The organism is Plesiocystis pacifica SIR-1 (assembly GCF_000170895.1).
Classification (GTDB): Bacteria; Myxococcota_A; Polyangia; order Nannocystales; family Nannocystaceae; genus Plesiocystis; species Plesiocystis pacifica.
Map to the genome: position 1 here is coordinate 55,776 of NZ_ABCS01000050.1, position 14,023 is coordinate 69,798.

Consider the following 14,023-nt stretch of genomic DNA (forward strand, 5'->3'; position numbering starts at 1 on the left):
CGTATGCGGCCCCGCCAGGAGTCACAACGGATGCGCAGTCCGCGGACGCTGCCCCGCGCTCACAGCCCGGGCTCGATCGGCGCTTCGCCGTCACGGACCTGGCGATCGAGGGCGATCAGCCAGCGGAACAGGCGGTAGGCCGCGAACAGGATCCCCACCCACATCACGGCGAACAGGATCATCGCGGCGATCATCGGCGACATGCGAGCCTTGTAGCATGGGCCCCCTCGCGGGCGTGAGCTGGATTCATGACTTCTCGGCCAGCAAGGCCGGAGAAAAATGCGTGTGCGCTCTTCCCGAATCGAGGCTGGAGAGAACGGCGTCCGCGCGAAGGTGCGCGAGTCGCCCTCAAACGACGTTCTGTGGCACTGAGGGCCCTTCGCATCTAAAACCGTGCAGTTCGATTTTGGAAATACGCGAAAAAATCCAAAGTGGTCACAATGAGCATGCTAATCGAACGGCCTTCATGCCACGGTCTGCGCCGTCAAAGCGGGCAGATTTTGTAAGCTGCCTCGACCTCCCGCGGACGTGAGGAAAATACGTGAAAAAACTCTAGACTTCTCTGGGAACGCCGTTGTACCTAAATAGACGTCGTTCCTAGACATCGTTCCTAGCTGTTCTCTGTTGGAGGTGTAGCCATGTCGTGGCTTTCTCGTCGATTCCGAGCCGTGGGCTTCGGGCTTGCTCTTTGCAGCCTTGGCGCCGTGACCCTGTCCCCTAGTACCGCCAATGCCTGGTGGAACAATGATGACTATACCGAGACGAAGTATCCCATCGTCCTTGCCCACGGCATGGCTGGATTCGACTCGCTGTTTGGCATCTACCAGTACTTCTACGCGATTCCGGCCGATCTGGAGGATGACGGCGCCGAGGTCTACGTGACCCAAGTGCCCCAATTCAACGCCACGGAGGCCCGCGGAGAGGCCCTATTGGCGCAGGTCGAAGAGATCCTGGCGGTCAGCGGGGCCGAGAAGGTCAACCTCATTGGCCACAGCCACGGCGGCCTCGACGTCCGCTACGTCGCCAGCGTCGCCCCCGAGCTCGTCGCCTCCGTGACGACCGTGGGCAGCCCCCACGGCGGCGCCGAGCTGGCCGACATGCTCCGCGACGGCCTCAGTGAAGGGGGCTTCGGCGAGGCCGTGCTCAGCTTCTTCGCCGACAGCCTCGGCGACGTGCTCGCGCTGATCTCCGGGTCCTGGGGCACCGAGCAGGACTCCGTCGCCGCCCTCGAGGCCCTGACCTACGAGAACTCCGTCGAGTTCAGCGCCGCGCACCCAGCCGGCGTCCCCGAGGACTGGTGCGGCCAGGGCGACTTCGTGGTCGACGGCATCCGCTACTACTCGTGGTCTGGCGACCGGGCCCTGACCAACGCCTTCGACGTGTCCGACCCGCTCTTGGGCCTGACCAACCTCGTCTACGACGAGGACAACGACGGCCTCGTCGGCGAGTGCAGCTCGCACCTGGGCAAGGTCATCCGCGACGACTACCGCCTCAACCACCTCGACGAGGTCAACCAGGCCTTCGGCCTCGTCCACCTGTTCGGGCCCAACCCCAAGAGCCTGTTCCGCGCCCACGCCAACCGCCTCAAGAACGAGGGACTGTAGCCATGACCGCCCCACGCGACCCCAAGCACTCCCGCCTGTTCTCCATCGTCGCCCTGTCCGTGGCGGCCCTCGCCGGCCTCCTCGGGGGCTGCGAGCTCGAGCCCGACGCGCGCCTCGACGCCGCCGAGGCGCCCCGCTCCCTCGACGGCACCGAGCTCGACGGCGCGTTCAGCTACGACCGCGACGGCCACTTCGTCCTCGACGAGGGCGCGGTCCAGGCCTTCGACTACTTCCTCACCGCCGACGGCGAGCTGAGCCCCGCCGAGATCGACGCCTGGGTGCAGCAGAGCCTCCGCGCCGAGATCCGCTCGGAGGCCCGCCGCGGTGAGATCATGGACGCCTGGTACGCCTACCTGGTGTACCGGGCCGAAGCGGCCGAGGCCGCCGCGGGCCAGGCCCCGCCCAGCGCGGGCGCGCCGGCTCCCGCCGAGCCCGACGCCCTCGAGGCGACCCTCGCGGCCGCCCTCGATCGCTTCGAGGCCGAGGTCGGCCCCGGGCCCTTCGTCACCCACGAGCGCGCGCAGCTGCACCGCGCCGTCGCGGTCCGGGCCGCCTACGCCCTCGACGATGCGGCCGAGCGCGACGCCGAGCTCGCCCGCATCGACCAGGCCGAGGCCGAGCGCTTCGCCCACAGCCGCGCCGGTCGCTACCTCGCCGCCCGCGACAGCGTGCAGGGCTTGATCGACGCCGGGGCCGACGACGCGACGGTCCAGGCCGCCCGCGCCGAGCACTTCGACGCCATCGAACCCGGCGCCGCCGAGCGCCTCGCGGCCCTCGACGCCAAGCGAGCCGCCTGGAACGCGAAGCTCGCGAGCTTCCGGACCGAGCGCCAGAGCCTGCGCGACAGCTGGGTCGCCAGCCCGGCCGGCCTCGACGAGGCCGTCGCCGAGCTCGAGCTCGAGCGCTTCACCGCCGCCGAGCGTCGCCGCGTGCACGCCCTCGAGCGCCTCGACGACGGCGCGGGCCTCTGAGCCCCTGCACGGACTCCCGGCCCGCCCGGGCCCACCAAGAGAGCGGGGGCGCTCATCGACGAGTCGACGAGCGCCCCATGACGGACAGCTGAAGTCCGGCTCAGAAGATCTTGGTGTACTGCGCGGCGCAGCGGCTGAAGTTGTTGCCGTTGAACTCCGCCGTCGCGCAGCCGTTCGCGCGGATCGTGTACCAGGACTGGATGCCCGAGCCCTCGATGCCGTTGTTGCGGTCGTGGTAGGTCGTCTCGGTCTTGGTCTTGATCGAGGACGAGCAGGCGTTCGAGGGGTTGATCGACTCGATGGTCGAGGTGTTGCTCCCGTTGGTGCTGGTGTACCAAGTGAAGGTCTGGGTGTTCGTGCCCGCGTTCACGCACAGCTGAGTCGCGTTCTTGGCCGACCAGATCCCGAGGCTCTTCTTTTGGGTCTTGGCCTCGGTCCACGCCCGGCGGTCGCCGATCACCGGGGTCGTGACCCCGTTGCGGACCATCAAGCGGTAGTTGCCGATGGTGTGGCTGTACCACGAGCCCGAGGCTCGGAAGCTGACCGCTTCGCCCTGGGCCTCGAGCTCGTCGGCGAGGGCCACCGCCTCGTCGATGCGCGCGTCCGTGTAGGCCTCGAGCTCCTCGAGGCTCACGCCCTCGAGAGCGAGGTCGACGAGCTCACCCGTGAGCTCGTAGGCCACCTGCTCCCCGACCTGGGCGCACAGGTCGTCGTAGAGCTCGCAGTCAAAGGGGGCCGTCAGGCGATCGCGGGTCAGGGCGATGTCTTCCTCGCCGAGGTAGGTCGCGTGGATGCGCGCGAGCTCGTCCTCTTCGAGGTCGAAGAGCAGCTCACCGGGCTGCGTCTCGCCGTCGAGCTCAGAGGTGTCGGCGCACCCGAGCGTCGTGGCGGCGAGGACGGTGGCGCAGGCGAGTCCGAGGAGTTTGTGGTGCTTCATGCCCGGGCTGTGCCGCGAGCCCCCGCGAGGGATTGCGGGTCCGAGGTTTTTTGACCGTCTGGAAAGTCACGGCCCTCGGCCGCCCCCATCCCCTTCAAGGAATCATCGGAGGCGGCTGCCAGTCCGGCAGGCCCGCCTCGACCGCTGTCACGCAGGCGCCCTCGTTGGTGGTCAGGCAGCGGCCCTCGCTCGCGCACTCCGGCCGCCGGATGCATCCGGACATCGGGGTCATGCGCCCGTCGACGGAGCAGGTGATCCCCGATCGCGTGCACCGTCCGAAGGCCTGGCACTCGAGGCTCTGCTCGCAGTGCGTGTCGTCCATGGCTCCGCACAGCACCGCCGGTCGACCCCCGATCGCGCAGCGGCCCGCGACGGCGCACTCGACCGAATCCCGGCAGTGATCGTCGGACTCGGGCTGACACACCCCGTCGATGCGCGCGCAGTCTCCCCGAGCCCAGCACAGGGCTCCGCACGCGCTGCGCCCGTCGTAGCAGCCGTCGCCACCGTCGACCGCGGCGCACCAGCCGTTCATCTCGCACATCACCGAGGCCGCGCAGTCCTCGTCCGTGGCCACGCAGCGATCGCCCTCGAGGGTGCACTGGCCCTCCCCGCGGCAGCGCGAGGAGGCCCGACAGTTCGCGTCGCTCGTCGCCACGCAGACCCCATCGCGGAGCTCGCAGGCGCCCTCGAGCCGACACGCGAGCTTGCAGTCCGGGAGCGCCTCGACGCAGCCCTTCGCGTGTTCGTAGTTGCACACGCCGGCCTCGCGGCACGCGTCGGTCCGCGCGCAGGCCGACGGCTCGATCGCGCACTCGCCCAGGTGGCCGAGGCTGCACTTGCCCTCGCTCGCGCACGCCGTCGAGGCGCGGCAGTCCAGGTCGGTGAGGGCCACGCAGCGGTCCGGCGTGATCCCGTCGTAGAGGTGGCAGCGACCCTCGGCCGCGCACAGCTCGGACTGGGCGCAGTCCTTCGAGTCGCGCACGTAGCAGCGGGCGAAGCCATCCCCCGCCCGGTAGGTCCGCCGGCCGCACTCGCCCGAGGCGGCGCACTTGGCCTCGCAGTCGGGGTTCAGGCCGCCGCAGTCGGAGATGCAGGCCCCGATCAGGCCCGAGACCAGGGCGCAGAGGATGAGGCCGACGCGGCCACGCGAGAGCATGGCCGATGGTACCGGGCTCACCCCACGCCCGGCGACCCGAGAATCGCCGGGCGTGGGGCATCAGGGCATCAGGGCGTCTTGTCGCCCACGTCGCACATGTAGCGCTGGCTCGAGTAGCCGTTGCCGGGGATGTCGTTGTGGTGGTTGATGTCCCCGTTGGCGAACCAGGTGTAGAACATCGAGCCGGTCGTCGAGTTGTCGCCGTTGGGCTCGTTGATGTTGGTGACCTCGTGGACGTACCAGGGTCCGCCGTCCGAGGCGCCCCAGTTGCAGTTCGGGTTGTCCGAGTTCATCGGCTGGAGGTTGCAGGTCGCCCCGTTTTGGTCGGGGTAGATGCCGAGGATGCGCATGTAGTCCGGGTTCGCCCCGTCGCCGATCCCGGCGTCGTTGGCGATGGCCCAGCCGGCGTTCTTGTGCTCGAGGCTCCGGGGGATCCACAGCTGCATGCCCCACATCGCGCACTCGGCCTCGGCCGCCTGGGCGAACTGCTGCGCGCCCGCGTCGACCTTCAAGAAGGTGTAGCCGCCGCCGTCGGCCTCCATCTCGCAGTGGACCTCGAAGGGCTCGCCGTCGTAGCCGGCCGGCGCGATCAGGTAGGGCCCGGACATCGCCATGTCGTCGTAGTCGATGATCGTCAGGCAGCTCTCGGGGATCGTGCAGGTGTCGAGGCAGCCGTCGTTGAGCTCGAGGTTCGCGTCGTCGCAGTCCTCGGGGCCGTTGACCTCGCCGTCGCCGCAGTAGGCCGCGAGCGTGGTGCAGTCCGCATTGCAGCCGCCGTAGGCGCCGTCGTTGACCCCGTCGTCGCAGGCCTCGACGCCGGCTTGGATGAAGCCGTCGCCGCAGCTCGCCGCGGTGCAGTCGTCGAGGCAGTCGTCCGTGTTGTCGTCGTTGGCGTCGTCGCAGGCCTCGTCGCCCTCGACGACGCCGTTGCCACACTCCGCCGGCGGCGGGCCGGTCTCGGTCTCCTCCTCCGTCGTCTCCTCGGTGGTCTCGTCCGCGGTCTCTTCCTCGGTGGTCTCCTCCTCCGTCGTCTCCCCGGTGGTCTCCTCCTCCGTCGTCTCTTCCTCGGTCGTGCCCGTGCTCGAGTCCTCGGTCCCGACCTCGTCGTCCGTCGACTCCGTCGACTCCTCGGTGTCGCCGGTGTCGGTGTCATCGCCCACGCCGGTGTCCCCGATGTCGTCCGAAGGGCAGCCCGTGAGGGCCAGGCAGCTGGCTACAGAGAGCGTCAAAATGGAGGTCCAGTGAAGCGTGCGCATGACGACAGGATTCCGATCCTCCCCGTGATTGTCCACGCGCTATTTCGTGGCCCTACAGGCCCTGGAACCCGTCCCAGCGGTCATTTCGAGCGAAAGCGTCCACGCGGTGACGCGCTGCGTCAATCGGGGAGCCCCGCCCCACTATGTGCATATTCTCTCGATCCACCGAGCCCACGCGAGCTCCGCTCGATTCCACGTGGATGGAGCGCTCCCCCGCCGCGCGCGAGCGAGCCGAGGCGCCCAAAGTCGGCCGTGAGCGGACGCGATTGCTGACCCCTCCCGTCCCGCGGGCGGGAGGGCTCCCGACCAGGAGCCAGCCAGAGTCCGCTCTGGGTCCACCAGGGGCCGAAACACCGCCTGGCCCCGCGATGGGTGCCCCACGGTAGTACACTCCCGCCCATGTCGTCCGCGCTGACTGACGCCCCCCTGCAGTCCCCGACCCCCATCACCATCGAGTCCGCGGCAGGGGGCTACGACCGCCCTGGTACCCGACGCCTGCTCAGCGAGAGCAAGCTGCCGACCGCCATCCACAAGGTCGTGCGCGCGCCCTTTGGCCACACCGTCTTGACCCTGCGCACCCTCGACGCCCTCGTCGACGCCTTCGACGTCGCCGGCCAGGCCGGCCAGGCCATCCACGCCGCGCTCATGGAGGACATCGCGCGCACGGGCAACCTGGCCATCCCCGAGCCGACCCGAGACCAGCGCCTGTTCCTCGGCGCGTTCACGACCACCGTGCTCCTCGACCACCTCGAGGGCACCCTCGCCGAGCTCGCGCCCTCGCCCAAGGTCGAGAGCGACCTCGAGGCCGACGGCCTCGAAGAGCTGCTCGAGCGCGAGGCCGCCGACATGCTCGGCCGCGTCGCGGTCATGGCCAGCAAGTACCTCCAGGTCCAGGCCAAGTCCAAGCCCGAGGCCACCGACCCCAAGCTCGAGGTCCGCGAGCAGTGGATCGTCACCACCTTGCACGCCTTCGCGGCCCAGCTCCACGGCGCCGTCGAGCGCCTGACCCACCTCGGCCGCCTGCGTCCTTTCGGCGTGGCCCTGGCCAAGCGCCGGGTCAACGTCGGCGAGCGGCGCTACGAGGGCTTTCGGGCGCGCATGGGCGGCGAGCCCGTCACCGACCTCAAGCCCGTGCGCGTCGACGACATCGTCGGCAACGCCGACTACATCGAGGCCGGGCTCAAGCTCGCCCGCGACGTCGCGGCCTTCGACCTCGAGGCCGGGACCTCGCCCAAGCAGATCAACCCCGTGCTGTTCGGCCTCGGCCGCCCGGGCTGCGGCAAGACCATCACCGCCCACGCCATCGGCAACTACTTCCTCGAGTACTGCCGCGAGCGCGACATCCCGGCCCGCTTCAAGGTCATCCGGCGCACGGACTGGGCCAGCGCCTACCAAAACGCGAGCGCCAACAAGCTGGTCAAGATCTTCAAGGAAGAGATCTACGGCTTCGACGGCGTCGTCGGCGTGTACTGGCCCGACATCGACACCGCCTTCGCCAGCCGCAGCAGCGGCGACCTGCGCATGGAGGAGAAGAACAACCTCGGCGCGGTGTTCGGCATCTTCGACGGCACGCTGATCCCCAAGGACGGCAAGTGGTTCATGATGTGCGACGCCAACTTCATGCAGATGGACGAGGCCACGCGCTCGCGCATCGCCCAGAACCCGTTCACGGTCACCGGCCCGACCACGGCCGAGGACTACGTCAAGCTCATGCGCGACGTCATGCTGCGCGACGTCAAGCGCTTCGTGCACCCCGAGGATCCGCGCTGGGTCGAGGCCGGCCAGGCCTGCGTCGACTCGGACCTGTCCGGGCGCAACGTCGAGAGCATCTGCAACAACATCCGCGCCCACGTCCAGGACTTCGAGTACCCCAACGAGTACTTCAAGGCCGACCTCGACCGCCGCAGGCAGATCATCGACGAGTTCAGCAAGCGCGTGACCGTCGACGACGTCATCGAGCGGGTCCAGCAGTTCGCCGAGTTCCAGCGCGAGGCCGAGGACAAGGCCGCCAAGGACCGCTTCGAGCGCGAGGTCCAGGACATGGTCCGCCAGCTCAACGCCGGCCGCGAGGCCACGGAGCGGGCGGCGGCGGCGGCCAAGATGGCCATCCTCGGCGAGGGCGGCTGAGCCCGCCCGACGCAGCCTTCCGGCCCGTGGACCGGCCCGCGCGCTCGCGCGAGGCCGGTCCTTCAATTGCAGACTCGCGGCGCCCACCTCACCGCGGGTTCTCTGCGCCGCGGTGAAACCAATCCTCGCGACATCGAGTGCGAGGCTCCCCGCCCAACCCGGGCTGGGGATGGCCGCTGCCCCCGTGACTCTGGGCCCTGAAGTGTCCACGGAAATCGCCCAACTCGACCGTGCGACCTCCCACCCGAGACGCCCCGGTCTACGCATTGATTAAAGCCTGTTAATCCCTACTCTTCGACTCACCACATGGCCCCGCGGCGGACTGTCTCCGCCCGCGGATGGGCCGTGCCTTGGTGTCGAAATCATGTTTGTACGCAACTCCCTCTCGTCCCTGTTTCTCGCCGCCCTTCCCCTGGTGGCGTTCACCGCCTGCGACCTCGAAGAGGACTCCGGCGACGCGGAATTCGAGCGTTCTGGCAGCCTCTCGGCCGAGTACGCCCCGCCCGTCGCCGACTACTTCATCGTCACCCGGGTCGACTACCGCAAGTGCGTGTCCCCGCTGTGCGGCGGGTGGTTCGTCAAGCGGGTCAACTCCGACGTGACCCAGTGCGCCGACGGGACCTGGCAGGCCGAGTGCCACATGTTCGAGCTCGACCTCTCGGGCCTCGGCCTCAACCCCAACACCGAGGAGAAGTTCAGCGAGGTGTTCGGGAACGGCGGCGCCCTCGTCCGCGGCAGCCTCGAGGAGGTCGACATCGGCTCCTACTTCCCCGCCGACACCCTGGTCGCGACCGAGGCGTGGGCTGGCGTGACCGGTCAGGACCCCGACGGCCACTTCAGCCGCGTCGACGCCACCGGCATCCAGTGCGTCACCTTCCCCTGCCCCTACTTCTTCGAGCGGGCCCTCAACACCGTGGTCAGCGACGACCTGGCCAGCGTCGACCTCGCGGCCTCCGGCGCCAACGCCAGCCAAGTCGAAAAGGGCATGGCCGAGCTCAACGACACGGGCCTGCTGATCGCCGGTGAGCACGAGATCGTCTCGGGCCCCGCGGGTGAGATGAACGGCCTGCTGGCCAACGAATTCTACACCCGCATCGACTAGACCCTGCTCTACCCCCACGGGCATCTGAGGACAGGGGCGCTTCGTCGCTATCCGCTCCTCCGCTCTGGCTTGGTGGGCAATGGGGTTCGTGCCTCCGCTCAGGCTTCCTTCGCCCCCTGAAGGGGGCGTGGTTTCGACTGCGACGGCGGTAAGCTGTCGGCCGTGCGCTTGCTGCTCACGCTCTGGACCCTGATCGCGACCTTGCTGCTCGGCGGAGGCGGCGACCAAGACGGCGAGGACCCGGCGCCCCCGGGCCTCGACGCCGAGGCCCTCGCCACATCCATCGACGCCCTCGTCCGCGAGCACCTCGAGCGCACCGGCGTCCCCGGTGTGCTCGTCGCCGTGACCGAGGGCGAGCGCGTGGTCCTGCTCGAGGGCTGGGGCCTGGCCGACCTCGAGACCGGCGCGCCCATGGACCCCGAGCGGACCCTGGTGCGCATCGCGTCTCTGTCCAAGACCTTCACCGCCTCGGCCGTGGCCCAGCTCGAGGACGAGGGTCGCCTCGACCTCGACGCCGACGTCGACGGCTACCTGCAGCACCTGCGCACGGGCCTCGACGCCGACGAGGACGGCGAGGCCGACATGCCGCCGGTGACCCTGCGCCACCTGCTCAGCCACACCAGCGGCTTCATCAACTACAACTCCGGGCGCGTGAGCCTGAGCCCGCCGGCGCCCGCAGGCTTCGAGGACTTCGTCGCCCGGACCATGCCCCCGCGCCTGCACCCGCCCGGGGCCGCCACCCTCTACACCAACCACGGCAACGCGCTCGCGGGCCTAGTCGTCCAGGACGTGGTCGGCGAGCCCTTCGACGCCCACCTGCGCGCGCGCGTGCTCGAGCCCCTGGGCATGGCGTCGACGGTCTACTACCTCGACCCCAACGACCGGGACGATCCCCTGACCCAGCGCCTGGCGACCTCCTACGTCCTCGACGAGGAAAACCCCGAGCGCGCCCCGAAGGTCCAGCGCTACGAGCACTTTCAGACCATCCCGGCGAGCGCCGTGCACTCGAGCGCAGCGGACATGGCCCGCTACCTCATGCTGCACGCGGGCGACGGCAGCGTGGACGGCCAGCGGGTGCTCAGCCCGGCGGCCATGGAGCGCATGCGCGGGCGCCCGACCCGGGCCCACACCATCCACCCGGCCCTGCCCGAGTACCACTACGCCTTCGCGCCCACGACCATCGGCGGGCGCCCGGCCCGGGTCCACGGCGGGAGCGTGCCGGCCTACCTCAGCCGCATGGCCGTGTTCGACGAGGCGGGCGTGGGCGTGTTCGTGGCCCAAAACGCCTTCGGGCCCAACGTCGCCTCGAAGGTGCTCGACGCCGTCGCCGAGGCCCTGCCCGAGCCTGCTCCAATCCCCGAGACCGAGGCTGAGCTCCCCCTCGCCCAGGCCAGCACCCTGGAACCCTGGCTCGGTCGCTACAGCGTCCTCGACAAGCACGAGACCGCCGCCTTCACCCGGCCGTGGGCGCTCCTGAGCCGCGAGCCCGAGGCCGGCTGGGTCCGCGTCGAGGCGGTCGGCGGCGAGCTCCGCGTCGACGGCGTGGCCTTGCGGGGGCCCCTGCCCGACGGCTCCTACCGCCGGGCCGCGTCCAAGCCCGAGCGGCCGCCGATCCCCGTGGTGTTCAGCGTCGACGCGAGCGGGCGGCGGTGGATCCACCTCGGCCGGCGCTCGGCCCAGCGCGAGTCCTGGCACGCGCGGCGCGGCGTCCAGCACACCAGCTTCGCCCTCGCCCTCGCCCTCGCCCTGCTCGGAGGCCTCGCCGCCCACACCCCGGCGCGCTGGACCGCGCTGCGCGGGCTGGGCTGCCGCGCGGGCACGGCGAGCGAGCCCGAGGCCACTCCCCGCCGGGCGTGGATCTGGGCCGTCCTCGCCCTCGTCGTGCTCGCGGGCACGGTCGGCCCCATCGCCTACGCGACCTGGGCCGACGCCGGCCAGCCGATCTACACCCACCCCCTGCGCCTGGGTACCCCGATGTGGATCAGCCTGTGGGCCGCCTCGCCGCGCCTCGCCGCCCTCGCCGCCTTGTTCGCCCTGGCTCGCGGACCCGTGCGCGCCGCCAACGTCTGCGTGACCTTGGGCGCGTGGATGCTCGTCGCCCTGGACCTCTACTGGAGCACGCCGAGCCCGGGCCTCCCGTGGGTCTGAGCCCGTCCCCGCATTGCGGATAGCCCTGGCAACTGAGGTCACTCCAACCTCAGTGCCATTGGGCACCAGAGCTCACCCGCTCTGCGGTCGGGAGCGGTGCAAACCCTTGTTCCGCAGGGATTCGCGCGCGAAGGTCCTGGACCATGAAGTCCTTGTCGTCCCGCGTTTCGACCTTGTCATTGCTGACGCTCGCCTCGCTCGCGGGCTGCTTTTCACCCTCGGACGACACGGGCAGCTCCGACGACGAGATCGGCATGACGGAGGAGTCCGACTCGGAGTCCGACTCGGGCTCGACGACGGGCACCGACACCGGCACGACCACCGAGACCGAGACCGGCACCGACACCGACACCGACACCGACACCGGCACGACCACCGGCGGTGAGCCGGGCGAGGTCGCGTGGACCTTCGAGTGGGGCGCAGGCTTCCCCACGGGCGCGACGGCGAGCTCGACGGGCGAGATTCTGTTCGCCGGCAGCTTCTTCGAGCCCCTCGCCCTGAGCACCGGCGTGCTCAGCCCGACCGGCGGCTCCGACGTGGTGCTCATGGGCCTGACCGGCGAGGGCGAGCTCGAGTGGGCGGCGAGCGTCGGCGGCCCCGGAGAGGAGTACGCCACGGCCTACACCCTGAGCCCCACGGACCAGCTCGTGCTCGGGACCATCTACATGGGCACCCCGGACTTTGGCGACGGCCCCCTGCCCGCGCCCGCGTCCGGCTTCAACGGCGTGCTGATGGGCTTCGACGGCCCGGACCTCGACTGGCACGCGCCGATCGCCGCGACGAACACCCAGATCAACGGCCTCGACGTCAACGGCAGCGGCTTCGTCATCGCCGCGGGCGAGTTCTCCGGCATGCTCGACTTCGCCGGGGGCACCGTCGCCAGCGCAGGCGCCTCCGATGCCTACTACGCCCGCGTGGGACCCGGCCTCTCGCTCTCGGCCCTCGTCAACTACGGCAGCACCGGGGCCGACCGCGGCCGCCGGGTGCTCTACGACGGCCTCGGCGGGGTCTACTTCATGGGCGAGTTCAGCGGGGGGATCAGCGCGGACGACCTCCTGTCCGCTGGCGGCACGGACGTGTTCGTGATCCGCTTCAACACCGCGGGCAACTCGAAGATGTGGGTCAAGCGTCTGGGCGGCCTGGGCAACGACCAGCTCGGCGCGGCCGCGGTCGACGACTCGGGTCGGCTGGTGCTCACCGGAAACTTCGAGCAAGACCTCGACTACGACGGCGAGGCGGTCGCCAGCTCCGGCGGGGGCACGGACGCCTTCCTCATGACCGTGAACAGCGACGGCAGCCTGGCCTGGGCGACGACCATGCCCGGGCCCGGGGACAGCGTCGCGCGCCACCTCGCCATCGCCAGCGACGGCACGGTGAGCGTCGGCGGCGACGTCTACGGGGCCGTCGACCTCGGGGACGGGGCGATCGCCGGCACGGGCGAGCTCGACGGCTTCCTCGCCCGCTACGCCGGGGACGGCGCTTACTCGTGGGGACGGCTGCTCGGCTCCGTCGCCGACGATCGCGTCAACTCCCTCGGCCACGACGACCAAGATCGCCTGCTCGTCGGGCTGTCCTACACCGCCGACCTGACCCTCTCCGACGGGACCACCCTCGCCGGCGCCGACAGCTGGCGCAGCGCCCTGATCTGCTACTGGTGAGAACCACCCGCGGCGACGTGGGCGCGCAGTCGCAGACGCGATTCCCGCTCGCCGCCGCGGCGCGGCGCGTTTTGTAAGATGGCGCCGTGCGCACGCCGACCGAGCCCGGCGCCATCGACCTGATGGCCACGGTCCAGTCCCTCCCGGGGCAGCAGGGAGAGGAGCGGGCCGACCTCGAGCTCACCCGCCTCGAGCAGTACGTGCTGCTCCACGAGGTCGGCTCGGGGGGCATGGGGGTGGTCTACGCCGCCTACGACGAGACCCTCGATCGCAAGGTCGCGATCAAGCTCCTCCACGAAGAAGAGGGCGCCCAGCCTCGCCTGCACCGCGAGGCCCAGGCCATGGCGCGCCTGTCTCACCCCAACGTCGTGCCGGTGTTCGAGACCGGCCAGACCGAGGGCCGCGCCTACATCGTGATGGAGTTCGTCGACGGCCAGACCCTCGGGCGCTGGCTCCGAGCCGCGACCCGCTCGCGCGCGGCCATCCTCGCGGTGTTCCGCGGCGCCGCCGAGGGCCTGATCGCGGCCCACGAGCAGGGCCTGGTCCACCGCGACTTCAAGCCCGACAACGTCATGGTCCGCGGCGACGGCCGGGCGATGGTCATGGACTTCGGCGTCGCCCGAGCCGGTGCTTCTGGTGGTTGTGGCGGCTCGTCCGTAGCCCTCGACGCGCTCATCGAGTCCGGCGAGCTGTCCAACCAGCTGACCTGCAACTCGGACATCACGGCGCTGACCAAGACCGGGACCATCCTCGGCACGCCGGCCTACATGGCCCCGGAGCAGTTCCGCGGCAACGGCAGCGAGGACGCCCTGGCCGATCAATTCAGCTTCTGCGTGGCGCTGTGGGAGGCCCTGTTTGGCTGTCGCCCCTTCGCCGGCGACAGCTTGCTCACCCTCGAGCAGGCCATCCTCGACCGCGCGTACTCGACCCCCAGCGCCCACGACGTCCCGACCTGGCTGCGGCGCGTGCTCGAGCGCGGCCTGGCCCCCACGCCGGACGAGCGCTGGCCGTCGATGCGCGCCCTGCTCGACGCCCTCGACGACGACCCCACCCGGCGGCGCCGG

At 70.3% G+C, this 14,023-nt stretch carries 11 protein-coding genes; 7 read left to right on the top strand and 4 right to left on the bottom strand.

Going from position 1 to position 14,023, the window contains the following annotated elements; all coding sequences use genetic code 11:
- Positions 1-59 precede the first annotated feature (59 nt).
- A complete protein-coding gene (locus PPSIR1_RS48200) occupies positions 60-203 on the bottom strand; it encodes a hypothetical protein (RefSeq protein ID WP_157595889.1) in 144 nt (47 codons plus the stop codon).
- Positions 204-638: 435 nt separating this feature from the next.
- On the opposite strand from PPSIR1_RS48200, the gene PPSIR1_RS23505 reads away from it, so the two are divergent.
- Together PPSIR1_RS23505 and PPSIR1_RS23510 are read left to right on the top strand one after the other, a co-directional pair.
- Positions 639-1,604, top strand: a complete 966-nt coding sequence (locus PPSIR1_RS23505) for a lipase family alpha/beta hydrolase (protein WP_045116609.1) — start codon at positions 639-641, stop codon at positions 1,602-1,604.
- Between the two features lie 2 nt (positions 1,605-1,606).
- On the top strand, positions 1,607-2,575 hold the full coding sequence (locus tag PPSIR1_RS23510; RefSeq protein ID WP_006973662.1) for a lipase secretion chaperone: 969 nt from the start codon (positions 1,607-1,609) through the stop codon (positions 2,573-2,575).
- Between the two features lie 100 nt (positions 2,576-2,675).
- Here PPSIR1_RS23510 and PPSIR1_RS23515 read toward each other — a convergent pair whose 3' ends face one another.
- The 3 genes from PPSIR1_RS23515 to PPSIR1_RS23525 all read right to left on the bottom strand — a co-directional run bounded on the left by PPSIR1_RS23515 (position 2,676) and on the right by PPSIR1_RS23525 (position 5,924).
- Positions 2,676-3,512 carry a hypothetical protein gene (locus tag PPSIR1_RS23515; RefSeq protein WP_006973663.1) on the bottom strand — a complete coding sequence of 279 codons (837 nt, stop codon included), beginning with the start codon at positions 3,510-3,512 and terminating at the stop codon, positions 2,676-2,678.
- Between the two features lie 94 nt (positions 3,513-3,606).
- Positions 3,607-4,668 (bottom strand): hypothetical protein, encoded by a 1,062-nt coding sequence (locus PPSIR1_RS23520; protein ID WP_006973664.1) that lies wholly within the window; start codon positions 4,666-4,668, stop codon positions 3,607-3,609.
- A gap of 68 nt (positions 4,669-4,736) precedes the next feature.
- Positions 4,737-5,924, bottom strand: coding sequence for a fibrinogen-like YCDxxxxGGGW domain-containing protein (locus PPSIR1_RS23525; protein WP_157595890.1), 1,188 nt, complete (start codon positions 5,922-5,924; stop codon positions 4,737-4,739).
- Between the two features lie 399 nt (positions 5,925-6,323).
- Here PPSIR1_RS23525 and PPSIR1_RS23530 point away from each other — a divergent pair, with 399 nt between their 5' ends.
- The 5 genes from PPSIR1_RS23530 to PPSIR1_RS23550 form a co-directional block, all read left to right on the top strand.
- Complete coding sequence (locus PPSIR1_RS23530) at positions 6,324-8,051, top strand: AAA family ATPase (protein WP_006973666.1); 1,728 nt, start codon at positions 6,324-6,326, stop codon at positions 8,049-8,051.
- A 364-nt stretch (positions 8,052-8,415) separates the two neighbouring features.
- Positions 8,416-9,153 carry a DUF6748 domain-containing protein gene (locus PPSIR1_RS23535; protein ID WP_045116611.1) on the top strand — a complete coding sequence of 246 codons (738 nt, stop codon included), beginning with the start codon at positions 8,416-8,418 and terminating at the stop codon, positions 9,151-9,153.
- Positions 9,154-9,315: 162 nt separating this feature from the next.
- The gene (locus PPSIR1_RS23540) at positions 9,316-11,301 is read left to right on the top strand and encodes a serine hydrolase domain-containing protein (RefSeq protein WP_006973668.1); all 1,986 of its coding nucleotides are present in this window, start codon (positions 9,316-9,318) and stop codon (positions 11,299-11,301) included.
- A 143-nt stretch (positions 11,302-11,444) separates the two neighbouring features.
- A complete protein-coding gene (locus PPSIR1_RS48205; protein WP_157595891.1) occupies positions 11,445-12,959 on the top strand; it encodes a hypothetical protein in 1,515 nt (504 codons plus the stop codon).
- Between the two features lie 86 nt (positions 12,960-13,045).
- The coding region (locus tag PPSIR1_RS23550; protein ID WP_006973670.1) for a serine/threonine-protein kinase at positions 13,046-14,023 on the top strand (978 nt) is incomplete at its 3' end.

Bases quoted from the DNA above. Each gene is read 5' to 3' on its own strand.
- PPSIR1_RS23515 (WP_006973663.1), bottom strand. From the start codon at position 3,512: ATGAAGCACCACAAACTCCTCGGACTCGCCTGCGCCACCGTCCTCGCC.
- PPSIR1_RS23505 (WP_045116609.1), top strand. From the start codon at position 639: ATGTCGTGGCTTTCTCGTCGATTCCGAGCCGTGGGCTTCGGGCTTGCT.
- PPSIR1_RS23520 (WP_006973664.1), bottom strand. From the start codon at position 4,668: ATGCTCTCGCGTGGCCGCGTCGGCCTCATCCTCTGCGCCCTGGTCTCG.
- PPSIR1_RS23535 (WP_045116611.1), top strand. From the start codon at position 8,416: ATGTTTGTACGCAACTCCCTCTCGTCCCTGTTTCTCGCCGCCCTTCCC.
- PPSIR1_RS48200 (WP_157595889.1), bottom strand. From the start codon at position 203: ATGTCGCCGATGATCGCCGCGATGATCCTGTTCGCCGTGATGTGGGTG.
- PPSIR1_RS48205 (WP_157595891.1), top strand. From the start codon at position 11,445: ATGAAGTCCTTGTCGTCCCGCGTTTCGACCTTGTCATTGCTGACGCTC.
- PPSIR1_RS23510 (WP_006973662.1), top strand. From the start codon at position 1,607: ATGACCGCCCCACGCGACCCCAAGCACTCCCGCCTGTTCTCCATCGTC.
- PPSIR1_RS23530 (WP_006973666.1), top strand. From the start codon at position 6,324: ATGTCGTCCGCGCTGACTGACGCCCCCCTGCAGTCCCCGACCCCCATC.
- PPSIR1_RS23525 (WP_157595890.1), bottom strand. From the start codon at position 5,924: ATGCGCACGCTTCACTGGACCTCCATTTTGACGCTCTCTGTAGCCAGC.